Raw genomic sequence first — 25,362 nt, forward strand, 5'->3', positions numbered from 1 at the left:
CGCATGCCGCGCGGGGCATGGCATGCAGTGTGGCGGAAATAGTGACGATGCTTCATCAGGTAATCCTTGCTTCCCCGTACTGCCGGCTTACGCCGGCAGCTTGAAGTCGGCGACCGAGCGGCGAAGGTCGGCGGCCAGCTGTGCCAGGTGGCCGATCGATTCGGCGGTCTGCCCCGCACCCTGCGAGGTCTGGCCGGTGATCTGCCGGATCACGCCCATGGTATGGGTGATGTCCGACGCGGCCGAGGACTGCTGCTGGGCGGCCACGGAGATGTTCTTGATGAGGTTGTTGAGGGCGTTGGACACGCGCTCGATCTCGGTCAGCGCGGTGCCGGCGTCCTCGGCCAGGCGTGCACCGGACACCACCTCGGCGGTTGTCTGCTCCATCGAGGTGACCGCTTCGTTGGTATCGGCCTGGATGGCCTGCACCAGGCCTTCGATGCGTCGCGTCGCACCGGAGGTGCGTTCTGCCAGGCGCTGCACTTCATCGGCCACCACGGCGAAACCGCGACCGGCCTCGCCTGCAGAAGCGGCCTGCACCGCCGCGTTCAACGCCAGGATGTTGGTCTGCTCGGAAATGTCGTTGATCAGTTCCACGATCGAGCCGATTTCCTGCGAAGACTCACCCAGCCGCTTGATGCGCTTGGACGTTTCCTGGATCTGATCGCGGATCTGGTCCATGCCCTGGATGGTTTCGCGCACCACGCCGGCACCTTCGGCGGCGATGACCACCGAGCGCTGCGCCACTTCGGCGGACTCGGAGGAATTGCGCGATACCTGTTCGATGCTTGCCGCGATCTCGCCGATGCGGTCCGAGGCGGTGGTGATCTGGTTGGCCTGGTGGCCTGCCGCTTCGGCCAGCTGCATCGCCGTGGCCTGGGTTTCCTGGGTGGACACGGCGACCTTGGCCGAGGTGTCGTTGATGGTGGTCACCAGGTGGCGCAGCTCGTCGACGGCGTAGTTGATGGCGTCTGCGATGGCGCCGGTCATGTCTTCGGTCACCGACGCTTTCACCGTCAGGTCGCCCTCACCGAGCGAGCTGATTTCATCCAGCAGCCGCATGATGGCCTGTTGGTTGCGGCTGTTGAATTCCACCTGCGTCTGGTAACGCAGTTCCTGCTCGCGCGAACGTCCGCGCACCGAGGTGCTGACGAAGCCGATGATCGCGATCAGCGACAGCGCGCCGGACACCACGCCGATCCAGAAGTTCGGGAACAGCCGCGTATCGCTGGCCGAGCCGAAGGAAGAGAACGCGTTGAACAGGCCCTTGCTGTCGGCCAGCATGTCCGACGAACCGGCGGTCAGGCTGGCGGCCGCGGCCTGCGCGGCGAACAGCTGGCGCGAGCTGGCCAGGATCGCATCGGCGTCGGTCTTCATCGCCGTCCACTGCTGCTGGGACTGCTCCAGCGCGGCCAGCGCGGCAGCGCCACGAACTGCGGCGATGCCCATGTCCTCGTTGCCGTTGCGCAGGCCGTCGAGCACCTGGCTGAACACGGTGATGTCGCGGGCCAGGGCATCGCCGGCGCCGGCGGCACCGGAGCCACCGGCGCGGATTTCAGTGACCCGGCGCGCCATCGTGCCGGCGACCACGACCTGCTGCAGCGCGCTGTAGATCTGCGCCGACGGTGCACCGGAGGCACTCATCGCGCGCACCACTTCGTTCAACTGTGCCTGCAGGCCCGGCACGGCACCGGTGAAGTTGTTCGCGTTGCCGGCCAGGGTCAGCACCGCCGGCTCACTGGACACCAGCTGGGCGGCACTCTTGGCCAACGGCTGCCAGGTCGCGGCCAGCTTGCCGATCGGGGCGGACACGCCCGGTTCGGTGCCGTAGCGGCCCTGCAGGGTGGCGACGTTCTCATCGATCGCGGTGCGGGTGGCCTTGAACGCGGTGAAGGCCTGCGCGTTGCCGGCCACTGCTTCTCGTCCCTGGTTGGCCAGCTGCTGTGACAGCACCTGCAGGTCGGCGGCCTTGGTGCTGGCGTCGGCCAGGCGGCTGCCCTGCCAGGTGGCCACGCCGGTGTTCAGGCCGAACAGCGCCATCGCCAGCAGCAGCAGGATCAACCACGCGTTGGTGCCACCCAGGCGCACCTTGGCCGCCTTGCTGGAATCGGAAGCAGTACTCATCGTTCAACCTCGATGTTCAATGCAATGCAGGAACGGAAGCCAGCGTTCAGGCCGCGGCTTGCCGGAATTCGGGAGTGCGCGACAGCAGCGAGAGCGAGAAAACGCCCCAGTCGTGGTCGTCGGCATGGAAGGCGCGTTCGACGAAGTGGGCGTAGCGCCCCTCGGCCAGTCCACCGGCCGCCACTTCCTGGTCCAGCTCGAAACTACGCTGGCCGTAAAGTTCGTCGATGGTCAGTGCCACATCGCCTCCGGCCTGGCGCATCACCAGCACGCGCTGGCCTTCCTGCTGCACCGTGCGCGCGCCTTCCAGGAACAGTTTCAGGTCGATCACCGGGAACAGGTTGCCGCGCAGGTTGCCCACGCCCAGCAGCCACGGCTGCGCGCATGGCACCGGCGTCACCGGTGGCATCGGCACGATTTCCACCACCTCGCGGAAGTCCGAGACCAGGCGGCGATGGCCGACGCGGTACCCCACCCCACGCCACAGGTCCTGGGCGAACTGGCGTTCGGGCAGCTGCACCGCATGGGCCAGGCTGCGGCGCTCGTACGCTTCGAGGATGTCGAAGGGAGAGCGCATCAGGACACCAGCTCGTTGATCCGCGCGATCAGGTCTTCCTCGCGCGGCGGCTTGACGATGTAATCGGCAGCCCCCTGGCGCAGGCCCCAGGCCTTGTCGGTTTCCATCGCCTTGGTGCTGACGATGATCACCGGGATGTGCTTGGTGGCCGCGTCGCGGGCCAGTGCGCGGGTGGCCTGGAAGCCACTCATGCCCGGCAGCACGACGTCCATCAGCACCAGCTGCGGCAGCTGGCTGCGAACCAGTTCCAGCCCGGCTTCGGCGTTGTCTGCCTCTTCGACCTCATGCCCTGCCTTGCGCAGCCATTGGCTGAACACCGCACGGTCGGTCGGTGAATCCTCGATCAGGACGATACGAGCCATTTTGCCTTTCCCCCCTGGTCAGGCGTTGACGTATGTGCGGATGGCACCCAGCAGTTCTTCGCGCGTGAAAGGCTTGGTCAGGTACTGCTCCGAGCCGACGATGCGCCCGCGCGCCTTGTCGAACAGACCATCCTTGGACGACAGCATGATCACCGGCGTCGACTTGAACAGCTGGTTGCCCTTGATCAGCGCACAGGTCTGATAGCCGTCAAGCCGCGGCATCATGATGTCCACGAAGATGATCTGCGGCTGCTGGTCTGCGATCTTGGCCAAGGCCTCGAAGCCGTCGGTGGCGGTCACCACCTCGCAGCCTTCGCGTTTCAGCAGCGTTTCCGCCGTCCTTCGAATGGTCTTCGAATCGTCGATGACCATCACCCGGAGTCCTGCGAGCTCCCCGCCCGCAGTCATGTTCTCAGTCATTACCGTTCCCCATGCGCGGCACTTCGGTCGGTGCCGCTGCGAAGGCGTATCTATATCGCACTTGCGTGACCGCCAGCAAGTTCGGCGACGACTTTCGTGCGTGAGGCCCGTCCGGCCGTGTTGCCGGGGGCCGGAATCATGGGCCGCACGCAGCGTTGCGCGCAGACAGGCGGGCACGCCGCGGGCGGAGCCGCTACCATCAGCACCTTGCCTGACAGGTGCCGCCATGCCGTTGAACGTCATCGTGGTGATGGACCCCATCGCCCATATCAAGATCGCCAAGGACACCACCTTCGCCATGCTGCTGGAAGCGCAGCGCCGAGGCCACGCATTGCATTATGTGAAGCCCGGCGGGTTGAGCCTGGACAACGGCCGCGCTGTCGCGCGCACCGCCCCGCTGCAGGTGCGCGACGACCCGGCCGACTGGTACACCCTGGGCGAATTCAGCCAGACCGTGTTCGGCCCTGGACAGGTCGTGCTGATGCGCAAGGACCCGCCGGTGGATGCCGAGTTCATCTACGACACCCAGGTCCTCGACGTGGCGGCCACGGCCGGCGCGCGGGTGGTCAACAATCCGCAGGGACTGCGCGATTACAACGAGAAACTGGCCGCCCTGCTGTTCCCGCAGTGCTGCCCCCCGACCCTGGTCAGCCGCGATGCCAAGGCGCTGAAGGCCTTCGTGCTGGAACACGGCCAGGCCGTGCTGAAGCCGCTGGACGGCATGGGCGGACGCTCGATTTTCCGCAGCGGCACCGGCGATCCGAACCTCAACGTGATCCTGGAAACGCTGACCGATGGCGACCGCAAGCTGACCCTGGCGCAGAAGTTCATCCCGGACATCACCGCCGGCGACAAGCGCATCCTGCTGGTGGACGGCGTGCCGGTGGATTACTGCCTGGCGCGGATCCCGCAGGGCGATGAGTTCCGCGGCAACCTGGCCGCCGGCGGACGCGGCGAAGGCCGTCCGCTGAGCGAGCGTGACCGCTGGATCGCAGCCCAGGTGGGCCCGGAGATGAAGCGGCGTGGCATGCGTTTCGTCGGCCTGGACGTGATCGGCGAGTACCTCACCGAGGTCAATGTGACCAGCCCGACCTGCGTGCGTGAACTCGACGCGCAGTACGGCCTGAACATTGCCGGCCAGCTGTTCGATGCCATCGAGGCCGACCTGCCGCGATGAGCGCGATGGTTTCCCCCGGTGCCGGCGGCCGCGAATCACAGCGGCTGGGCGCGACCCTGGCCCTGTCCATCGCCCTGCATGCACTGTTGATCCTGGGCGTGGGGTTCGCGGTGCGCGGCGACGCCCCGCTGGTGCCGACGCTGGACGTGATCTTCACCCAGACCCAGACCGCCCTGACGCCCAAGCAGGCCGATTTCCTGGCCGCCGCCAGCCAGGTCGGCGGCGGCGAGCACGACAAGGCGATGCGTCCGCGCGAGAGCCAGACCGGCGTGGTGCCGCAGGCGCTGCCCGGCAGCAGTCCGGTACCGCAGCAACGCCAGGATGCCGCCGCCCCGCCGCCGCCTCAGTCGCGGGTGGTGAGCAGCCGCAATGGCGAAGAGCAGGTGGTGCGGGCCCAGCAGCAACCGATGCCGGAACAGCCGCGCCCGGATTCGCCGTTGAACGCGCGCGAGCAGCGCGATGCCGAGATGGCCCGGCTCGCCGCCGAGGTACATCTGCGCTCGGCGCAGTATGCCAAGCGGCCCAACCGCAAGTTCGTTTCCGCCAGCACCCGCGAATACGCCTGGGCCAATTACCTGCGCGCCTGGGTAGACCGGGCCGAACGCGTGGGCAACCTGAACTACCCCGATGAAGCGCGCCAGCGCCGCTTGGGCGGACAGGTGGTGATCACCGTGGGCGTGCGCCGCGATGGCAGCGTGGAAAGCGCGCGCATCCTGCGCTCAAGCGGGACCCCGCTGCTGGACGAGGCGGCCCTGCGCGTGGTGCGGCTGGCGCAGCCGTTCCCGGCACTGCCGCAGACCAAGGACGACGTGGATATCCTGCAGGTGACCCGCACCTGGGCGTTCCTGCCCGGTGGCGAATTGCGCGACGACTGAGGGGTGTGTGTGTTTGCCGGGCTGCGCCCGGCGCCTGCTTTTTTTCGAGCAACGTCAACGTCAACGTCAACAGCTGCAGGGTTGTTTGTGGGCGGGGCGGGGTGGGTTGTCCCCATCCGCTTGCTCGCCGGTGCAGGACCTCTGCGGATGAGCGTTCCCGCCAACCCACCCCGCCCCACCTTCGACAGGTCCAAGGCGGCCTTGGAGCACGCGGCTCTGGTAGCGCCGACCCATGGTCGGCGGAATGTTTCAGGTGAACGGATAAAGGCCGCCGAGCATGGCTCGGCGCTACTGCTTTTCTATTTCTTTATTACGCGGGTGACGGTCCCCGGAATCTGTCATGGGCCGGGCAGTGGGGCTGGGCGGGGGCGTTGAGCGCCATGGATGGCGCGAAACGAGGCCCGCATGGATGCAGCCTTTGCCGTCCCCCGACCAGCCCCACCGCCCGGCCCAACCCAGCTGCGGCAACCAGCAGCCACCCGCGAGGGGGTCCACCCGTTCGCGCCCTCAGCGCTGTCTGGACGCCCGCAACGCCTGCTGCTCGACCAGCGTCAACGCCACGTTGTCGCGCAGGTACGCCGGCTCCACCCGCTCCGGGGCGATCGCTTCGCCGCGCGCCAACAGCGGCAGCGCGAGCGCCAGAACATCCGAAGCACGCGGCAACGCCGTGGCGTCCACGCTGATCAACGCAGTGCCCAGCTGCGCCACGATCGCGCCCTCGGCCGCGCCGAAGCCGGTGCCCACGCCGGCGCAGCGGATTCCCTCGGGCAGCACCACCGCCTGTGGCGGGCACACCCGCTCGGCATCCTGCAGCCAGGGCAGGCCGTCGACCCGCTGATAGCGGGCCACGTAGACCTCGCCCATCCGCGCATCGATGGCAGCCAGCACCTGGCCTGCCTCGGCCGGCGCGCGCATCGCCAGTGCCTGCAGCGTGGAAACCGGAATGAGCGGGCGATCCAACGCCAGCGCAACGCCCTGCGCCAGCGCGATGGCCAGGCGCACGCCGGTGAACGCGCCCGGACCGCGGCCCAGGGCGATGGCATCAAGCTGCGAACGCGCGATGCCTGCCTCGGCGAGCAGTTCCTCGGCCCACGGCAGGGCCAGCTCGGCGTGCCGGCGCGGCGCGATCTCAAAGCGTTCGCGTACCTGCCCATCCACGTGGACGGCAACGGAGCAGGCTTCGGTGGACAGTTCAAAGGCGAGCAGTTTCATCGTTTCAATGGTCAGAACAGGGAGAGCGGCGTACCCGGCGGCGGCACGTCATCGGGAGCAGGCGCAGGCGCCGCCGGCAACCATTGTGGGGCAAAGAAGGCCTGTACATCGGCCAGCGCGCGAGTGCGCCGGAACGGTGGCAGCGAGTCCAGGAAGACCCGGCCGTAGCCTCGGTTGAGCAGCCGTGGGTCGCACAGGACCAGCACGCCGCGGTCGGTCTCGCTGCGGATCAGGCGGCCGACGCCCTGCTTCAGCGCGATCACTGCCTGCGGCAGCTGTTCGTCGCGGAACGGGTTGCCCCCCTGGGTGCGGATTGCCTCCAGCCGGGCCTCGAATACCGGGTCGTCCGGTGCGGCGAAGGGCAGCTTGTCGATGACCACCACGCTCAGCGCATCACCGACCACGTCTACGCCCTCGCGGAAACTGGCCGATCCCAGCAGCACCCCGTTGCCGGATTCGCGGAAGCGCTGCAGCAGCGTCGCACGCGGCGCCTCGCCCTGTACGAACAAGGGCCAGGGCCCGCCGCGCAGCGCTTCGGCCGCCTCGCGCAGCGCGCGATGTGATGCAAACAGCAGGAAGGCACGCCCGTGCGAGGCCTCCAGCACCGGGCGCAGGGTGGCGATCAGCGCGGTACCGAACCCGCGCGCGGCCGGATCCGGCAAGCCTTCCGGCAGGTAGCACAGCGCCTGGGTCGGCCAGTCGAAGGGGCTGGGCTGGACCAGGGTGCGCGGATCGTCCAGGCCCAAGCGCTGGACCACGTGTTCGAAGCCACCGCCGACGGTCAACGTAGCCGAGGTGAATATCCACGCCGCCAGCGTGCGCTGCCGGTGTTCGCGCAGTGGACCGGACACATCCATCGGCGTGCGCTGGCAGCGGAATCCCCGCGGGGTGAGTTCGTACCACAGCACATCGCCGGCTTCGCCAACCGCCGTGTCCGGCTCGGCATCGAAGTCCAGCAGCGGCGCGTCATCGCCCAGCCAGCGACCGAGCCGCGACACCGCCTCGCGCGCGCGCGCATGGCAGGCGTCCAGCCCGGACGAGGCTTCGCGCAGGCCCTCCAGCCCCTGCAGCAGGGCATGCAGTGCACTCATCGCCGCATCGAAACCATCGCGTACCTGCGGCACCGCCAGCGCACGCCACTGCGTGCCGCGCGATGGCAGGCCGTCCATCGCGGTACGCAGGTCGATCAGCGCGTGCTCCAGCGCTGAAACCGGCGCCTGCAGGGCGGCCTGCGCACCGGCCACACTGCGCGCTTCCAGCAGGCAGTCGCGCGCCAGCTCCTGCCACGGACGCATGCCGAAGCCTTCACCGAAGAACTGTGCCGCCAGCTCGGGCAGCTGGTGGGCTTCATCGATGACGAACGCCTCCGCCCCCGGCAGCAGCTCGCCGAAGCCTTCCTGCTTCAACGCCAGGTCGGCCAGCAGCAGGTGGTGGTTGACCACCACCACGTCCGCGGCCTGGGCGCGCTGGCGCGCCTGCACCACGAAGCAGTCATCGTAGTAGGCGCAGTCAGGGCCAAGGCAGTTGTCCACCGTGGAGGTGACCATCGGCAGCAGCGGGGAATCGTCGGCCAATGCATCCAGTTCGGCCATGTCGCCATGCCGGGTACGCCCGGACCAGGCCAGGATGCGCTGGAACTCGGCCGCTTGCTGTGGCGAGCTGAAACGCGGCTCGCCGCGCGCCTGCTGCAGCCGGTAACGGCACAGGTAATTGGCGCGCCCCTTGAGCAACGCACTGCGATGGCCGACGCCGAGTGCCTGTCGCACGCGCGGCAGGTCGCGATGGTAAAGCTGGTCCTGCAGCGCGCGGGTACCGGTGGAGATGATGGTTTTCATCCCCGACAGCAGCACCGGTACCAGGTATGCATAGGTCTTGCCGGTGCCGGTACCCGCCTCGGCCAGCAGCAGGTCCCGCTGCTGCAATGTTTCGGCAATCGCTTCGGTCAGGCACAGTTGCGCCGGGCGTGGCACGAACGCGTCCAGGTGGGAGGCGAGCGCCCCGCCCTGGCTCAGCGCCTCGCGGCTGGCATGGACAAGATCAGGCTTCATCAACGCTGACAGGATACCGGGTGGGGAGCGTTTTCGCCGGGCCGCGCCCGGCAGCGCAGAAGCCGAAGCGAACAGCTGGGGGTCTGTGTGTTGGCGGGACGGGGTGGATTGGCGGGGGACGGCAAGGACTGCATCCATGCGGGCCTCGTTTCGCGCCATCCATGGCGCTCAACGCCCCCGCCAACCCACCCCGCCCCACCTTCGACAGGTCCATGGAGGCCTTGGTAGCGCCGACCCATGGTCGGCGGAATGGTTCAGGTGAACGGATAGAGAGCCGCCGACCATGGGTCGGCGCTACCGCTTTTTCTCTTTTTTCTTGCGCGGGTGGTGGGGCTGGGCGGGGGCGTCGAGCGCCATGGATGGCGCGAAACGAGGCCCGCAGGATGCGGCTTCTGCCGTCCCCCGCACAGCCCCACCGCCCGGCCCAAACCCAGCTCCAGCCTGAAAGCCACCCGCGAGGGGGTCCCACCCGTTCGCCGACCTCAGTAGCGCATGATCGGCGGCACGGTGCAGCTGGCAATCTGTGCATGCGCCGACACGGCGTTCTCTTTCTCGCCGCGCGCCAGGCGCGCCTGCTCGATCGTCGCCCAGTGCCGACGGCACAGCGGACCGGTTTTTGATCCAAGCTGCAGGGCCTGGTGCGCGAACTGTTCGGCCGGGGCCCATTGGCCCTGCAGCAGCGCGATCTCGGCGCGCTCCTGCAGCACCGCTGGATCGTCGGTCACCAGGCCCAGCGCCCGGTCCAGATGCGCTGCCGCAGCCGCCAAGTCACCGGCCTGACGCTGCGCCTGCGCCGACTGGCGCAGATCGTCGACCTGCGGATCGCGCAGCGGCGCCACCGATACTTCCTTGTCATCAGGACCTGCGGCGGCCTCGACTGCGGCCATGCGCTGGGCGGGCGTCGTGGTATCCACTGGCGCCACCACCGGCGGTGGCGCGCTGACACAGGCAGCCAGCGAGGCGCTCAGCGCCAGTGCAACCAGGGACACGCGCAGGGTACGGAAAGACATGGCACTCACCTCGGGGACGTCGAAGGCGCTGGCTGCGCCGAAGGTTCTGCGGGAGCATCCGGCTTGGGATCCAGGCCGAACCAGCTGCGCCAGCCCCCACCCTGCTGGCCACCCTCTTCGGGCAACGCGGCAGGCGGGGCACAGGGCGCGTACGCTGGCGCATAGCCGACCACGAACGGGAAGCGGCGGGCGCCGGGACAGCCCGCATCGGTGGCGCCGGTTCCAGTGGCCTCGACGTACTGGTAGTCCAGGCCCTTGTCACTGACCCGCAGCGGCGCGGTCGGCAGGCGCGAGAAGATGCCCGACCAGACCCGCATCGCGCCGGTGGCGCCGAACAGTCCGGTCTGCTCGTTCTGGTCGTTGCCCATCCACACTACCGCCAGGTGGTCACCGGTGTAGCCGGCATACCAGCTGTCACGGCCGTCGTTGGAGGTGCCGGTCTTGCCGGCCGCCTGCAGGCGCGCCAGGCCATCGGCGTTCAGGCGCTGGGCAGTACCGCTGGAGACCACCTGCTGCAGGCCGATGCTGATCAGGTTGGCGGCGATCGAATCCCCTTCCTGGGCCGGCGCCGGGGTCTTGTCATAACGCTTCAGCAGTTTGCCCTGCGGATCCAGCACGCCACGCACGGCATGCAGCGGCTGTATTTCACCGCCGGATGCCAGGAACTGGTACAGCTGGGCCATCGCATACGGGCTCTGGTCGGTCGCGCCCAGGATCACCGCCGGATTCGGGTCGGCCTTGATCCCGGCCAGCACGTGGATGAGCTGGGTGACCCGCTCCGGACCCACCTGCATGCCCACCCGCACGGTGGCCTGGTTGTACGAATGTGCCAGCGCATCGACCAGCCGGACCGTGCCGTGGCTGCGGTTGTCCGCGTTGCCCGGCGACCAGTTGCGGTTGCGCCCAAGGTTCACGGTGACCGGTGAATCATCCACCCAGCTGGCCAGCGAGTAGCGATCCGGCTGGGCAAGCGCCAGCAGGTACACGAACGGCTTGAGCAGCGAGCCGACCTGGCGCTGCGCCTCGATGGCCCGGTTGAAGCCCGGCGCGGAAACATCGCGGTTACCCACAACGGCCAACACGTCCCCGTTATGCACGTCGGTCAGCACCAGGCCGGCCTGGATCTCCGGCCGTTTCTTGTTCTCCAGCGATTTCACGGTGCGGGTCACCGCGCCTTCGGCGTAAGCCTGTGCGGACGGCGCCATGCCACTCATCACGCTCATTCCTGCGCCCTGCAGCACCGACTCAGGGTAGTCATGGCCGAGCTGGCGACGCACCAGGTCGATGTAGGCCGGGAACCGGTTGGCCGCCACGATGCCGGGATTCTTCGGCACGCCCAGTGGCGCCTTCACGGCGCGCTGGTATTCCGCATCATCGATCAGCGTGGCCTCGTGCAGCTTGCCAAGCACGAAGTTGCGCCGGTCCAGCGCGCGCTCCGGATTGCGCCGCGGATCGTAATAGGACGGCCCCTTCACCAGGCCGATCAGCAGCGCGATGTGCTCGCTTTCCAGCGATGACAGGTCGCGCCCGAACCAGAACTCGGCGCCCGAGGACATGCCATGGATGGCCTGGCTGCCGCGCTGCCCCAGATACACCTGGTTGAGGTAGGCCTCGAAGATGGTGCGCTTGTCATACCGCGCTTCCATGATCAGCGCGAACAGCACTTCGTTGAACTTGCGGGTGAGCGTCTGTTCCTTGCCGATGCCGAGCAGGCCGCTGCGCGCCAGCTGCTGGGTCAGCGTGGAAGCGCCCTGCCGGCTCTGCCCTCCGGACCGCACCGTCACCCACACCGCGCGTGCGATGCCGGACAGATCGATGCCGTGGTGACGGTTGAAGTCCTTGTCTTCCACTGCCTGCAGGCCGGTGACCAACAGGTCCGGCGCTTCTTCCATGCGGATCAGGCGGCGCTCTTCCTGCTTCTGCCCGTACAGCGTGGCGATGCGGGCCGGATCCAGGCGCGCGGCCTTCAGTGCCTTGCGCCCTTCAGCATCACGCAGCGAGGCGATGCTGCCGCCGGACAGCGTCAGCTCCACCCGTCGCGGCGCCACGCGGCCGTCAACATCGTTGTAACCACGACTGGAAATGGTGAAGCGCGAGCCCTTCACCGCGTAGGTCGCCGGCGCCTCGCCGACGCCGTCATCGCGGTACGCCGACGCGGCCAGTTCGGTCTTCAGCGTGGCCGCGTCCATCGCCTTGCCCGGCAGCAGGACCAGCGGGCGCGCGTACACCCGCGTGGGGATCTGCCAGCGCAGCTCCCCGAAGCGCTGGGTAACCTGATGGTTCAGGTACACCGTATACGGGATCAGGAAGCCCAGCCCCAGCGCAACGGCGGCCATGCTCCAGGTGATCAACCGACGGCGCCAAGGCGAAGCGCCGGTGTCGTTGTCGTCGTCGAGATCGTCGATGTCGTCGGAATCGTAGCGTCGGGGCACAGGCAGGGCGCGATATTTGAATGCGCCGAGTCTACCCCAGGCCCCGCGAACGCTGCCTGTTCCCGTCCCCGCCGTTGGGTTCAGTTCAAGCTGGCCGCGGCGCCGGGCAGGCTCAGCCGGGCAGTCCGCCGGTGCGGCCCACCACGCCGTCGCGCAGTCCCTTGCACATGAACACCAGTCGCTGCCAGCGCGCCGGAAGGAACAAGGCGTTGCCGATGAACTTGAGCACCAGTCGCGGCACATCCTGGGCGATCCACACCCGCGGGGTATAAACGCGGCGATACAGCAGCACCCGGTTGCGCATGATGAAGTACAGGCGGAACGGTTTGTGTACGATCACCCCGTCCTGCTTCACCCGTGAAGCGAGCAGCTCCTCACCGATGCTGTGCGCCATCTGCGCATCGCATATGCCGTGCAGGGACAGGCCCGCACGCTTGGCACGAAAGCACCAGTCCATGTCGATGTTATCGATGAACAGTGCTTCGTCCATCGGTCCGATCCGCACCAGTGATTCCACCGGAACGAGCGAACCGGAGGTGATCAGGAAATCGCAGGACACCCGCTGCCCTGGCCCGCCGCGCAGTTTGCGGTTGAACGGAAATCCAAAGCGCACGAACGGCGCCAGCTCGCCGCTGCGCGCATCGCGGAACTGCGGCCCCACCGCCGCCACGTCACCGCCCTGCTGCAGCTCGACCAGCGCCGCACCCAGGGTGCGCACCATGCCTTCGGCCAGCACGCTGTCCTGGTCCATCATCAGCACATGCAGGAAACCCAGTTCGCGCGCGCGTTCGCAGGCCCGGTTCAACGCAGCGCCCAGGCCGACGTTGAGCGCCGATGGCATCACACTCACGCGGCGATGTCCCGCCAGCAGGCCGGCCACGTCCACCCCACCGCTGCCGTTGTCGAACACCACCACGTGTCCCACCTGGGGAACCACGCTGGCCACTACCTGCTGCAGCAGCGCGGGGTCCGGTCCATAGGTCACGATCACCGCGCAGGTAGACTGCGCGTCGAAACGCGTTGCATGTCCTCGTCCGTCCGCATGGCGGACCGCGTTTTCGGCAAGAGGGACAGCAGCAGGCATGGAAGACCGTGGCAGAGGGATGCAGCGGCAGGACTATAGCGGACACGGCAAGCGGCCGACAGCGCAACGGCTCAGCGCGGAAGCCCGCCTGCCTGGAGGACACGTGCTTCGAACGCAGGAAGTTCAGCAAGCGTGGGCTGCAGTTGGCGGGCCTGAAGGGCGGCGCGCGCCGCGAACCCGACATCTCCACTGCCCAGCCGTTCACTGCCAATGGCAACCCAGCGCAGGGCAAGGCGGTTGCGCGCCACCCCCAACCCGGGATCGGTCGGCGCCAGGGTCTGCCACGCCTGCAGGCAGCCGCCGGCCGCTTCCACCCGGTTCTGCCGCAGTGCGTCCTCGAAGCAATGGCGGCTGGCCGGCAGCAGGCGCTTGGCCGCCGCAACGACGCGCCGGTCGTCCGGGGCGAGCGACTGGGCTTCGCGCAGCGCATCGTAGGCACTGGCACCGGGCGGGGCGATCAACTGTCCGCGCGCCTCGGCCTCGCCCAACTGTTCCAGCAGGCGCCCGAGCTGCTTCGTGCTGGCACCGGGACGCACACCGCTGCCGCGTTGTGACTGCCTTGCCAGGCGGGCACGCTCCACCTGCTGGCGGGCCGCCGTGAGCTCACGCGAGGCTCCCTGCAGGCGTTGCGCATCGTCAAGCCGCGCCGCGGCCTCATCGAAGCGGTAATCCGCCGCCAGGCGCTGGCCCTGCTTCAGCAACGCGGCGGCCAAGCGCCCGCGCTGGAGGGCAACGGCCGGGTCGTCCCCCGCAGCGTCCAGCGCAGGTTGCAGCTGCGCCAGAGCAGCGTCCAGCCGGCCACGCTGCAGCTCGCGGGCAGCCTGACGCGCACGCAATTCCAGCGCGCGCGACAGCGCCTCCTGGCTGGCCGGAAGGTCGGCATGGCCCGGATCATACTCACGTGCGCGCCGTAACAGCCGGGCGGCCTGTTGCACATCCCCACGCTCGCTGGCCGTGCGTGCACGCAGCAGTAGATCGCTGAGCGCGTCTTCACGCGCCTCCAGGGCCGCCACGTCCACAGGACGCAGTTCGAGCACGCGCTGGAGCAGCGGCAGGACATCTTCCGGGGTGTCGTCCAGCCGTCCGGCAGCCAGTGCCTGGCGCGCCTGGCCCAGCAGCACGTCAAGCCCGGCGCCTGCTGCCTGCCGGTCGCGAAGCTGGCGCGCGAGGGCCTCGCTGGCCGGCTGTGGCACCTGCAGCTGCCGCGCCAACGCGAGCGCTTCGGCGGCCGAACCGAGGTCGTCCCGGGCCAGCGCCTCCGCGCCCCACCGCAGCGCCGCCGCGCCGGTCCGCGCCAAGCCCTCGCGTGCCTGGCTGCGGTCGCCATCCAGCGCCAGTGCAGCCTGGAAATACTCGCGCGCGCCACTGCCATCGGCTGCGCTCAGGCGGCCCGCCAGCAAGGCACGATCTCCCTGCTCCAGCAACTGCTGGATGCGCGGCTCATCCCAGAACCAGTCGGCCAGCGGCCTTCGCAGCAGGATCAGGGCGAGGAACAGCACGACGGCAGCCAGCAGCGCCCAGCGCCAGATCCTGTGCGTGTGCCGTGCCTGCAGCCACCACCAGCGCCCTTCCTGGCGTACGCGCTGCAGCGCATCGTGTCCCGGCCCGCCTGCGCGACGCGAATTCCTTTCCATGTGCGAAGACTAGCCCGGAGGACGTGAAGTTCAGCCGAGCCTGCGGACCTGGCTGACACCAGGCAGCGCATCCATCTTGCCCAGCAGCGCGGAAAGCTGGTCGAAGTCGCTGACTTTCAGCCGCAGGCGCAGGTGGGCCTGGCCACTGTTGCGGACGTTGTCGCTGTGGATGTCCAGCACATAGGCATCTTCCTGCGCGATCAGGTTGGTGATGTCCTTCAGCAGCCAGCGCCGGTCTACCGCATCGATCACCACATCCACCTCGTAGCCGCTGCCGGCCTGGCCCCACTCCACCGGCAGGATGCGCTGCGGACTGGTTGCCGAAAGGCGGGCCAGCGACGGGCAATCGGCGCGGTGCACGGTCACCCCGCGGGTGCGCGTGAGGTAGCCCACGATGGGTTCGCCGGACACCGGCTGGCAGCAACGGGCCAACTGGACCAGCAGGTTGCCCACGCCCTGCACGGTGAACTTGCTCTTGCCCAGGCCCTCGCGGCGTGCCGTCGGACGCGGCAGGGCCGGCGGCGCAGGCGGCTGGCTGGCGGCGCGTTCGGCCTCCAGGAGGGCCCGGCTGACCTGGTTGGGGCCGGTGTCGCCCAGTGCCACCTGGATGTACAGGTCCTCCGCACTGTCGGCATGGAATTTCCTCAGCACCGTGGAAAGATCAGCCTGCGCCAGGCCCAGGCGTTTCAGCTCCCGGTCCAGCAGCTCGCGGCCGGCCTGCACGTTGCGCGCGCGATCCAGCTTGTGGAACCAGTTGCGCACCTTTTCGCGTGATCGATTGCTGGCGAGGTAACCGTTGGCCGGCAGCAGCCAGTCGCGCCGCGGGTCGGCTTCCTTGGCCGTCAGGATCTCCACCCGATCCCCGCTGCGCAGCCGATAGGTCAGCGGCACGATGCGGCCGTTGATCTTCGCACCACGGCACCGGTGCCCGACCATGGTGTGCACGTGGTATGCGAAGTCCAGCGGGGTGGCGCCCTGTGGCAGGTCCATCACCTCGCCCTTGGGGCTCAGCGCATACACCCGGTCCTCGGTGAGCTCGGCATCCAGCGCACCGGCCAGTCCACTGGCCGAAGCCTCCTGTGCCTGCTCCAGCAGCTGCCGCATCCAGGTGATCTTGCGGTCGAACGCCTTCTCGCCGCCCTTGCCGCCTTCCTTGTATTTCCAGTGGGCGGCCACGCCGAGTTCGGCCTGCGCGTGCATTTCATGGGTGCGGATCTGCACCTCGATCGTGCGCCCTTCCGGCCCCACCACGGCGGTATGCAACGATCGGTAGTCGTTGGCCTTGGGGCGGGCGATGTAATCATCGAATTCGCTCGGCACCGGCGCCCACAGTGCGTGCACCACGCCCAGCGCGGCATAGCAGGCGCCGACATCGTCGACCATCACCCGCACCGCGCGGATGTCGTAGAGCTGGTCGAAAGACAGGCGCTTCTTCTGCATCTTCCGCCAGATGCTGTAGATATGTTTCGGTCGGCCACTGACTTCGGCGTTGATGCCGTTGGCCGCCAAGTCACGCGACAGCAGTTTCTTGACGTTCTCCACGTAGCGTTCGCGGGCAACGCGGGTCTCATCCACTTCGCGCGCGATGCGCCGGTAGGTATCCGGCTCCAGATGCCGGAACGCCAGATCTTCCAGCTCCCATTTCAGCTGCCAGATACCCAGCCGGTTGGCCAGCGGCGCATGGATGTCGCGGGTCAGCTGGGCCAGCGCGCGGCGCTGTTCTTCATCGTCCAGCTTGTCCGCCGCGCGCATCCGCGCCAGTTGCCTGGCCAACAGCAAGGGCACCACGCGCAGGTCCTGGATGATCGCCAGCAGCAGTCGACGCAGGCCTTCGCTGTTGCGGCCCGCTTCGCGCCCGGCATGCAACGCCCACACCTGGTCGGCAGCATCCAGGCCGTCCAGCAGGCCGGTGACGGCGGCCGGGTTGGCCAGCGGCAGGCCGGCGACGCGGCCGCGCAATGCGGGTAGATCGAACAGCAGCGCGGCCACCAGCGAGCTTTCGTCGGCCGAGAGCAACGCCAAGGCGTCGAACGTATCGCCCAGTACCGACCAGTTGGCGTCGACCATCTCGCCGTGCCCGACCTGGGCCCATGCACCGAGCAGTGCCTCGCGCAACGGTTCGTGGACCGCCGCGGCGGAGGGGCGGTTCAACAGAGTATCCAGGCCAGGCACGGAAGCGCGGTTCACGACGATCACAGATAAGACGGGTACGAACTACACTAGCGCCGCACCCGTTCAGGGACAATCGCTGCGAGGACATCCGCGCGCCGATGTTCATTCCCGACGCGCCTGCCCTACACTCGGCCCAATCCCCATGGAAACCACCCAATGACCCTGCCTTCGCCCCGCCTGCTTGCGTGCTCGCTGGCCCTGCTGGCCGTTTCGTCCACGGCGTGGGCCCAGCGCATCGTGGAAGGTGACCTGCAGCAGCAGATGAGCCCGGCCGAGTTCAAGGCCGCCGGACTGGACAGACTGCAGCCGGTCGAGCTGGCCAACCTGAATCGCTGGTTGCAAGGCAAGGTGGAAGCCGCGTCGGCCGCCGCCATCCAGGCTGCGCGCGAAGAGGGCCGCAAGGCCGTCGTCGAAGAGCACCGCGGGTTCTTCGACTTCGGCAGCCGCGAACCGATCACCAGCGTGCTGCCGGGCGAGTTCCGCGGCTTCGCCCAGGGCCGGGTGTATGTGTTGGCAAACGGCCAGCATTGGGAGCAGACCGACAGTGCCAATGTCGGCGGCGTGCGTCGGCAGGATCCTCAGGTCAGCATCGCCCCGTCGGTCAGCGGCGCCTGGTATCTGCAGATTCCCGGCGTCAACACCCGCGCCAAGGTGAAGCGGGTGAAGTGAGGGCGGGCCGGGCCGACAGTGCCCGGCCATGCTCCGCGCGCTAGCGCGTCTTGTGCAGTTCGGCAGCGCGCTGGGCGACTTTCTTGGCCGAAATGCCACCCCGCCCGATCAATTCCTGCGCGAACAACGAGACACGCAGTTCCTCCACGTCCCAACGCAGCGCCTGCCAATGTGGCCGATCCTGCATCCCCTGCTCACGGCCCTTCTGCAGCGCCTCCAGGAACGGATGCAGCTCCAGCATGCGGGCCTGGTCGCGCGGTGGATCGCGCTTGGCGCGCTCGGTCCGCAGCAGCATGGCCTTGAGGTAGCGCGGGTACTGCGACAGCGCATCGGCAGGCGTGTCGCGCAGGAAGCCGGCATGCACCAGCCCGGCCAGCTGCCGCTCCATGTCATCCAGATTGCCGCGCGCCCAGCCCATCAGCGGTGCCTCCAGCGCGGGTTTGATCTCGGCCACCAGGCCGAGGATCGACTCGGCCAGCTTCAGGCGCTCCATCGCCTCACCGAACAGTGCCTTGCCCGCGCTGTCACGCCGCTGCGCGAACGCCTGCGGGTCCCGGATCGAATCCAGGCCCTCGGCCAGCACGGCATTCATCGCCGCGTCCACGATGTCGCCGCGCAACCTTTCCTGCGACTCGATGGCCGCGTACAACAGGCCGGTTTTCGGTGACACCGGCAACTGCTTGCGCGCCTGCTTGGCCTTCTCGGCCAGGCCGATCTCCAGCAGTCGGCGTACGCCGCGTGGATGCGCTTCAGCGGCCTGCTGCGGATCGGCGAAGATGCGCAGCGCAGCCGAATCCCCTTCGTCCACCAGTGCCGGGTAGGCCGGCACGCCGGCTTCGCCGGGCACCTGCAAGGGGATCGGTGCAGACGGGAAATCGCGCAGCCCTTCTGCTGCCATGTCACGCCCTGCGCGTGCAGCGAAGGCATGACCGGCCTTGTCACCGAAGCGTGCGCGCAGCCCCTCCAGGTCACGCGAGGTTGCCAGTACCTTGCCCTGCTCGTCGCGCAGGCGCAGGTTCATGTGCAGGTGGGTATCGACCGAGTCCAGGTCGAAGTCGAGCGCGGCCACCGCCGCGCCCGTCGCACGCGACAGGAACCGTGCCAGCTCGCCGCGGATGTCATCGGCACTGGGCTGCGGGAACGCTTCGGCGAAGGCCCGTGCGAAGTCCGGTGCGGGCACGTAGTTGCGCCGCATGGCCTTGGGCAGGCTGCGGATCAACGCTGTGGCCTTGTCCGCCACGAAGCCCGGCGCCAGCCAGCCCAGTTGCACCGGATCCAGTGCGTTGAGCAGGTGCAGCGGCACGTCCAGCGTTACGCCATCGTCGTCCGCGCCGGGTTCGAAGCGGTAGTTCAGCGGCAGCCGGGCATCGCCCAGCGCGAAATACTTCGGGAACCGGTCTTCTTCGCTGCCTTCGCCGGGCAGCAGATCGACGAGTGACCAGGACAGGCCATGCCGCTGCGCAGGCGGCAGGCTCTTCCACCAGGCATCCAGTCCGGCTGCAGAGTGGATATCCGACGGAATCCGGTCCAGGTACCAGCGCGCCTGCCAGCCTTCGTCGGCGACGATACCGGCGCGGCGCAGCTTGGCTTCCTCTTCGCGCGCCTGTTCCAGCACCTTCTGGTTGTCGGCGACGAAGCTGGCGCGGGTAGTGATCTCACCGGTCACCAGTGCCTGGCGTACGAAGATGTCGTGCGCTTCAGCGGGTTCGATGCGACCGTAGTGCACGGGTTTCTTCGGTGCCAGCACCAACCCGAACAGACTGATCTGTTCCGAGGCCAGCACCTGTCCCTGCGCACGCGACCAGTGCGGATCGAAGTGCTTGCGCAGCAGCAGGTGCGGCAGCTCGGCGATCACCCAGTCCGGCTCGATCGCCGCATTGGTCAGGCCCCAGATCTTCTGCGTATCCAGCAGGGTGGCGGCGAGCAGCCACGGCGGCGGCCGCTTGGCCAGCGTAGAGCCCGGGAACGGCTGGAAACGGCGCTGTCGTGGCGCTTGGAAGTCACCTTTTTCGGTACGGTGGCCGATCTGCGTAGGCAACCCGGCGATCAGCGCGCGATGCAGTGTCTGGTAGGCCGCAGAACGTGCGCGCTCGCTGAAGCCACCGCCTTCCGGTGCCTGCTCCTTCTGCGCACGCACCGCCACCGGCACGGGCGCCTGCTCGGCCGGCTTGCCTTCGCGCGCCAGTCGCGCAGCGCGATGCAGCTGGCCACGCGTGGCCTTGATCGCGGTGGCGTCATCGCTGGCCGCGGCCGGCGCCTTGCTGCCCGCCAGCAGCGGCGCCAGCGAAGCCTCGGCAGCCTCTTCGGTCCAGCCCAGTTCCTCGCACAGCAGGCGCAGCTGCCGGTGCAGCTCGCGCCACTCGCGCATGCGCAGGAAACCGAGGAAATTGCGCCCGCACCAGTCACGCAGCTTGGACTGGGTCAGGTCTTCATGGGCCTGGCGGTAGGCATCCCAGAGCCGCAGCACGCCGACGAACTCAGAGCGTCCATCGGCGAACTGGGCATGCGCGGTATCGGCCGCCCCACGGGCTTCGGGCGGACGCTCACGCGGATCCTGGATGCCCAGGAACGAGGCGATCACCAGCATCGGCTTCAGGCAGCCGGCCGCCTGCGCGGCCACCAGCATGCGCGCCAGTTTGACGTCCACCGGCAGTCGCGCCATCTGCTTGCCCACGGCCGTCAGGCGACGCTCGCCATCCACGGCCCCCAGTTCGGCCAGCTGCTGCCAGCCGTCGGCAACCGCGCGCTCGTCCGGCGCTTCCAGGAACGGGAAATCCTCGATCCGGCCCAGGCCCAGCTGCAGCATGCGCAGGATCACCCCGGACAGGCTGGAGCGCCGGATCTCCGGATCAGTGAAGTCCGGCCGGGCGTGGAAATCCGCTTCGGCGTACAGCCGGTAGCAGATGCCCTCGGCCACGCGTCCGCAGCGTCCCTTGCGCTGGTTGGCGCTGGCCTGGGAGATCGGCTCGATATGCAGGCGATCCAGCTTCTGCCGTGGGCTGTAGCGCTTGACGCGGGCGAAGCCAGGATCGACCACGTAACGGATGCGCGGCACGGTCAGCGAGGTCTCGGCCACGTTGGTGGCCAGCACGATGCGCCGGTTCGGGCCCGGGTTGAACACACGGTCCTGGTCCTGGTTGGACAGCCGCGCATACAGCGGCAGCACCTCGGTCTGGCGGTACTTGCGCCGTTCCAGCGACTGGTGGGCATCGCGGATCTCGCGCTCGCCCGGCAGGAAGATCAACACATCCCCGCGCGCGTCGATCCGGGTGATCTCATCGATCGCACTGACGATGGCATCGTTGACCGTGCGCTCGCCCTGCTCTTCGCCCTCGCCTTCCAGCGCGCGGTAGCGCACCTCCACCGGGTAGGTGCGCCCTTCCACGCTGATCACCGGCGCATCGTCGAAATGTTCGGCGAAACGTCCGGTATCGATGGTCGCCGAGGTGACGATCAACTTCAGGTCCGGCCGCTTCTTCAGCAGCTGCTTCAGGTAGCCGAGCAGGAAATCGATGTTGAGGCTGCGCTCGTGCGCCTCGTCGACGATGATCGTGTCGTAGCGCGACAACCAGCGATCGCTGGCGATTTCCGCCAGCAGGATGCCGTCGGTCATGAATTTGATGCGGCTGTCTTCGCTGACCTTGTCATTGAAGCGCACCTGGAAACCCACCAGCTGGCCCAGTTCGCTGTTCAATTCCTGCGCTACGCGGCTGGCCACCGCACGCGCCGCGATCCGCCGCGGCTGGGTGCAGCCGATCATCCCGGCTTCGCCTCGGCCGGCAGCCAGGCACAGTTTGGGCAGCTGGGTGGTCTTGCCCGAACCGGTTTCACCGGCGATCACCACCACCTGGTGGTCACGGATCAGCGCGATGATCGACTCGGCTTCACGCGCGATCGGCAGCTGCGGGTCCAGAGTAATGGCCGGTTTCTGGCTGGCCCTTGCCTGGCGGCGCTGTACCGACGCCTGCAGTGCCTGCTCGAACGCTTGCGCCAAGCCAGCATCCTGCGGCTTGGATTGCCAGCGCGCGAGCATGCCGAGCAGGCGCCCCCGGTCGCGGGTCATCGCGCCGTCGAGGGCGGTCCGCTGCTGCGACAGGCGGGAGGCCGGGTTTTTTTCAATAGAGTTCATCAATCGATTCGTTTAAAAACTTGATAGCGACCAGACATTAGTTCTGGTCTATCGTGAAGATCATCTCATCCACAAGGAGAAACGTCCCCATGGCAAAGACCAAGAGCATCACCAAGGCCCCGGCACTGGCCAACGCGAAGGCCGCCCAGACCGGCAAGCAGAAGCTCGCCGCGGCAGCACCTTCCGCACCTGGCATTGATATCGGGATCAAGGAAGGCGAGCGCAAGAAGATCGCCGACGGTCTGTCGCGCTACCAGGCTGACGCGTTCACTTTGTACCTGAAAACCCACAACTTCCATTGGAACGTGACCGGGTCGATGTTCAACTCGCTGCACGCCATGTTCGAGACCCAGTACACCGAACAGTGGGCCGCGCTGGACGAAGTGGCCGAGCGCATCCGCGCACTGGGCTTCAACGCACCGGGCTCCTACCGCGAATTCGCCGCGCTGACCTCCATCCCGGAAGAGCCCGGCCTGACCAACAGCGCCGACTGGCGTGAAATGGTACGCCAGCTGGTGGTCGCCAACGAAGCGGTCTGCCGCACCGCCCGCCAGGTGCTGGACGTGGCCGACGACGCCGACGACGCCCCCACCGAAGATCTGATGACCCAGCGCCTGCAGACCCACGAGAAGTACGCTTGGATGCTGCGCTCGCTGCTGCAGTAAGGCCGCGGGGCGAAGCCCCGCTGCCTTACTGGCCCCGCATCCCTCCTATCCCCCGCGCCTGTCGGCGCACCCCCCTTAGCAGGAGCCATGCGGCTGCGCCGCACGGTTCCTGCCCCCGCATCCCTCCTATCCCCCGCGCCTGTCGGCGCCCCCCCCTTAACAAAGGGGGGCTTGCACAGGGTGAGATGGCGTGATGGCGCAGCGCATTGTGCCTGATGGTGCCCGCCGAGCGTGGCTCGGCGCTACCGTGGCCGCTGCGGCGGTAGTTGATTCCTCGCATGCCCGTGGCCGCCATGAACCTGTCGGAGGTGGGGCGGGGAGGCTGTGCAGGACCGTCTGTTGCCATGGATGGCAACAGCGAGCCCCCATGGACGGGTTCACGGCGTGTCCTGCACAGCCTCCCCGCCCCGCCCACCACCCAGCCCTGCCGCTTTTGACGTTCGCGCAGAACGCAACGCAGAACAGCACCCCGCCCGAACGGGTAAACTAGCGGGATGCCTTCCAGTCCCGCGCACGAGCTGCTCCGCCGCGTCTTTGGTTACGACGACTTCCGCGGCCCGCAACGGGACATCGTCGAGCACGTCGCTGCCGGCCATGATGCCCTTGTCCTGATGCCCACCGGCGGCGGCAAGTCGCTCTGCTACCAGGTCCCGGCCCTGCTGCGGGACGGCTGCGGCATCATCATCTCCCCGCTGATCGCGCTGATGCAGGACCAGGTCGAAGCCCTGCGCCAGCTCGGCGTGCGCGCCGAATTCCTGAACTCCACCCTGGATGGCGAAACCGCTGCGCGCGTCGAACGCGACCTGCTGGCCGGCGAGCTCGACATGCTGTACGTCGCTCCCGAACGCCTGCTGACCGGCCGCTTCCTGTCCCTGCTCTCGCGCAGCCGGATCGCCCTGTTCGCCATCGACGAAGCGCACTGCGTGTCACAGTGGGGCCACGACTTCCGGCCGGAATACCGCCAGCTCACCGTCCTGCACGAGCGCTGGCCGGAGATCCCGCGGCTGGCCCTGACCGCCACCGCCGACCCGCCCACCCAGCGCGAAATCGCCGAACGCCTCGACCTGGCCCAGGCGCGGCACTTCGTCAGCTCCTTCGATCGCCCCAACATCCGCTACACCGTGGTGCAGAAGGACAATGCGCGCCAGCAGCTGACCGGCTTCCTGCGCAGCCACCGCGACCAGGCCGGCATCGTCTACTGCATGTCGCGGCGCAAGGTCGAGGAAACCGCCGAGTTCCTGTGCAGCCAAGGCTTCACCGCCCTGCCCTACCACGCCGGCCTGCCGGCCGAAGTGCGTGCCACCAACCAGCGCCGCTTCCTGCGCGAGGACGGCATCGTGATGTGCGCCACCATCGCCTTCGGCATGGGCATCGATAAACCGGACGTGCGCTTCGTCGCCCATACCGACCTGCCCAAATCCATGGAAGGCTACTACCAGGAAACCGGCCGTGCTGGCCGCGACGGCGAGCCCGCCGAAGCCTGGCTGTGCTACGGCCTGGGCGATGTAGTGCTGCTCAAGCAGATGATCGAACAGTCCGAGGCCGGGGAAGAACGCAAACAGCTGGAACGCTCCAAGCTGGACCACCTGCTGGGCTACTGCGAATCCATGCAATGCCGGCGCCAGGTGCTGCTGGCTGGCTTCGGCGAGACCTATCCGCAGGCTTGCGGCAACTGTGACAACTGCCTGACCCCACCGGCCGCCTGGGATGCCACCATCCCGGCGCAGAAGGCGCTCAGCTGCGTGTACCGCAGTGGCCAGCGCTATGGCGTGGGCCACCTGATCGACATCCTGCGCGGCAGCGAGAACGACAAGGTGCGCCAGAGCGGCCATGAAAAGCTGAGCACCTATGGCATCGGCAAGGACCTGGACGCGCGGACCTGGCGCAGCGTGTTCCGCCAACTGGTGGCCACCAGCGTGCTGGAAGTGGACACCGCCGGCCATGGCGGCCTGCGCCTGACCGACGCCAGCCGTGACGTGCTCAAGGGCCAGCGGCAGATCAGCATGCGCCGCGACAGCGCCCCCAGCAGCAGCCGCGAACGCAGCACCCAGCGCAGCGGCAGCGGCCTGTCGGTGCTGCCGCAGGACCTGGCGCTGTTCAACGCGCTGCGGGGGCTGCGCGCCGAACTGGCCCGCGAGCAGAACGTGCCGGCCTTCGTGATCTTCCACGACAGCACCCTGCGCAACATCGCCGAACAGCGCCCGACGTCGCTGGACGAACTGGCCCGGGTCGGCGGTATCGGCGGCACCAAGCTGTCGCGCTATGGTCCGCAGCTGATCGAGGTGGTGCGGGAAGAGGGCTGACGGCGGGTGCCTTGTGCTGCTCCAGGGTTGAACCGGCGGTTCAGGCGGGGCTGCATCGACGCACCGATCCGGCTAAGGTAGCGACATGTCCGTGGCCTCCCTCCTGCTGCGCGTGGTGCTGATGATCAGTCTGTTGCTCAACGGACTGAACGCAGCCATGGCCGGAGAACACCGCATGGACGCGCCTGAAACGGCGCCCGCTGCAGCGCCTCCATGCCACGGGCACGCCGCCGCACCGGCCGGCCTGCAGCCGCCGCTCGCCAGCGATCACCAGACCCTGGCTGCACCTGACGACGCCCACTGCAAACTGAAGGACTGCGTGCGGACCTGCGCGCAGCAACCGGCACTGGCTGCCGAAGGGCTCGCCCTGTTGGCCGCCGACTACGCCGGCACACGTCCACCGCAGCAGCCTGTAACGGGCCATCCAACGCCCGCGCTGCCACGCATCCAACGCCCTCCCATCGGCTGA

At 68.1% G+C, this 25,362-nt stretch carries 18 protein-coding genes; 6 read left to right on the plus strand and 12 right to left on the minus strand.

Annotation, left to right across the window (positions count from 1 at the left end):
- Positions 1–87: 87 nt before the first annotated feature.
- The 4 genes from ACI2JH_RS05245 to pilG are packed head-to-tail and all read right to left on the minus strand — an operon-like array spanning position 88 to position 3,483.
- On the minus strand, positions 88–2,124 hold the full coding sequence (locus ACI2JH_RS05245; RefSeq protein WP_042614339.1) for a methyl-accepting chemotaxis protein: 2,037 nt from the start codon (positions 2,122–2,124) through the stop codon (positions 88–90).
- Positions 2,125–2,170: 46 nt separating this feature from the next.
- Positions 2,171–2,701 (minus strand): chemotaxis protein CheW, encoded by a 531-nt coding sequence (locus ACI2JH_RS05250; RefSeq protein WP_042614340.1) that lies wholly within the window; start codon positions 2,699–2,701, stop codon positions 2,171–2,173.
- Positions 2,701–3,063, minus strand: a complete 363-nt coding sequence (locus ACI2JH_RS05255) for a PleD family two-component system response regulator (RefSeq protein ID WP_057508185.1) — start codon at positions 3,061–3,063, stop codon at positions 2,701–2,703. Before ACI2JH_RS05255 ends, ACI2JH_RS05250 begins: the two co-directional genes overlap by 1 nt.
- A gap of 18 nt (positions 3,064–3,081) precedes the next feature.
- A complete protein-coding gene (gene pilG, locus ACI2JH_RS05260) occupies positions 3,082–3,483 on the minus strand; it encodes a twitching motility response regulator PilG (protein ID WP_042614342.1) in 402 nt (133 codons plus the stop codon).
- A 226-nt stretch (positions 3,484–3,709) separates the two neighbouring features.
- On the opposite strand from pilG, the gene gshB reads away from it, so the two are divergent.
- Positions 3,710–4,660, plus strand: a complete 951-nt coding sequence (gene gshB, locus ACI2JH_RS05265) for a glutathione synthase (RefSeq protein WP_101116179.1) — start codon at positions 3,710–3,712, stop codon at positions 4,658–4,660.
- Entirely contained in the window at positions 4,657–5,535 is an 879-nt protein-coding gene (locus tag ACI2JH_RS05270; RefSeq protein WP_319278498.1) for an energy transducer TonB, read from the plus strand. Before gshB ends, ACI2JH_RS05270 begins: the two co-directional genes overlap by 4 nt.
- 507 nt (positions 5,536–6,042) lie before the next feature.
- Here ACI2JH_RS05270 and tsaB read toward each other — a convergent pair.
- The 7 genes from tsaB to ACI2JH_RS05305 all read right to left on the minus strand — a co-directional run bounded on the left by tsaB (position 6,043) and on the right by ACI2JH_RS05305 (position 17,142).
- Entirely contained in the window at positions 6,043–6,747 is a 705-nt protein-coding gene (tsaB, locus tag ACI2JH_RS05275; protein ID WP_182656847.1) for a tRNA (adenosine(37)-N6)-threonylcarbamoyltransferase complex dimerization subunit type 1 TsaB, read from the minus strand.
- 11 nt (positions 6,748–6,758) lie between these two features.
- Entirely contained in the window at positions 6,759–8,795 is a 2,037-nt protein-coding gene (locus ACI2JH_RS05280) for an ATP-dependent DNA helicase (protein ID WP_404735605.1), read from the minus strand.
- Between the two features lie 482 nt (positions 8,796–9,277).
- Complete coding sequence (locus tag ACI2JH_RS05285) at positions 9,278–9,805, minus strand: hypothetical protein (protein ID WP_404735606.1); 528 nt, start codon at positions 9,803–9,805, stop codon at positions 9,278–9,280.
- 5 nt (positions 9,806–9,810) lie between these two features.
- The gene (gene mrcB, locus ACI2JH_RS05290; RefSeq protein WP_404735607.1) at positions 9,811–12,237 is read right to left on the minus strand and encodes a penicillin-binding protein 1B; all 2,427 of its coding nucleotides are present in this window, start codon (positions 12,235–12,237) and stop codon (positions 9,811–9,813) included.
- 112 nt (positions 12,238–12,349) lie between these two features.
- Positions 12,350–13,222, minus strand: coding sequence for a glycosyltransferase family 2 protein (locus ACI2JH_RS05295; RefSeq protein ID WP_232771842.1), 873 nt, complete (start codon positions 13,220–13,222; stop codon positions 12,350–12,352).
- A gap of 170 nt (positions 13,223–13,392) precedes the next feature.
- Complete coding sequence (locus tag ACI2JH_RS05300; RefSeq protein ID WP_404735608.1) at positions 13,393–14,955, minus strand: hypothetical protein; 1,563 nt, start codon at positions 14,953–14,955, stop codon at positions 13,393–13,395.
- A 30-nt stretch (positions 14,956–14,985) separates the two neighbouring features.
- Positions 14,986–17,142 (minus strand): bifunctional (p)ppGpp synthetase/guanosine-3',5'-bis(diphosphate) 3'-pyrophosphohydrolase, encoded by a 2,157-nt coding sequence (locus tag ACI2JH_RS05305; protein WP_182656852.1) that lies wholly within the window; start codon positions 17,140–17,142, stop codon positions 14,986–14,988.
- 141 nt (positions 17,143–17,283) lie between these two features.
- Here ACI2JH_RS05305 and ACI2JH_RS05310 point away from each other — a divergent pair, with 141 nt between their 5' ends.
- Positions 17,284–17,796: a hypothetical protein gene (locus ACI2JH_RS05310; protein ID WP_101098851.1), complete on the plus strand. Its 513-nt coding sequence runs from the start codon at positions 17,284–17,286 to the stop codon at positions 17,794–17,796.
- A 40-nt stretch (positions 17,797–17,836) separates the two neighbouring features.
- Here the strand turns inward: ACI2JH_RS05310 and hrpA are convergent, their stop codons facing one another.
- Complete coding sequence (gene hrpA, locus ACI2JH_RS05315) at positions 17,837–21,925, minus strand: ATP-dependent RNA helicase HrpA (RefSeq protein ID WP_404735609.1); 4,089 nt, start codon at positions 21,923–21,925, stop codon at positions 17,837–17,839.
- Between the two features lie 89 nt (positions 21,926–22,014).
- Here hrpA and ACI2JH_RS05320 point away from each other — a divergent pair, with 89 nt between their 5' ends.
- From ACI2JH_RS05320 to ACI2JH_RS05330, 3 genes are all read left to right on the plus strand, one after another.
- The gene (locus ACI2JH_RS05320) at positions 22,015–22,590 is read left to right on the plus strand and encodes a Dps family protein (RefSeq protein ID WP_182656855.1); all 576 of its coding nucleotides are present in this window, start codon (positions 22,015–22,017) and stop codon (positions 22,588–22,590) included.
- A 494-nt stretch (positions 22,591–23,084) separates the two neighbouring features.
- Positions 23,085–24,893 (plus strand): DNA helicase RecQ, encoded by a 1,809-nt coding sequence (gene recQ / locus ACI2JH_RS05325; protein WP_101098849.1) that lies wholly within the window; start codon positions 23,085–23,087, stop codon positions 24,891–24,893.
- Between the two features lie 85 nt (positions 24,894–24,978).
- Positions 24,979–25,362, plus strand: a complete 384-nt coding sequence (locus tag ACI2JH_RS05330; RefSeq protein WP_101098848.1) for a CopL family metal-binding regulatory protein — start codon at positions 24,979–24,981, stop codon at positions 25,360–25,362.

It is taken from the genome of Stenotrophomonas sp. NPDC078853 (assembly GCF_044901215.1).
GTDB classification, from domain to species: domain Bacteria; phylum Pseudomonadota; class Gammaproteobacteria; order Xanthomonadales; family Xanthomonadaceae; genus Stenotrophomonas; species Stenotrophomonas lacuserhaii.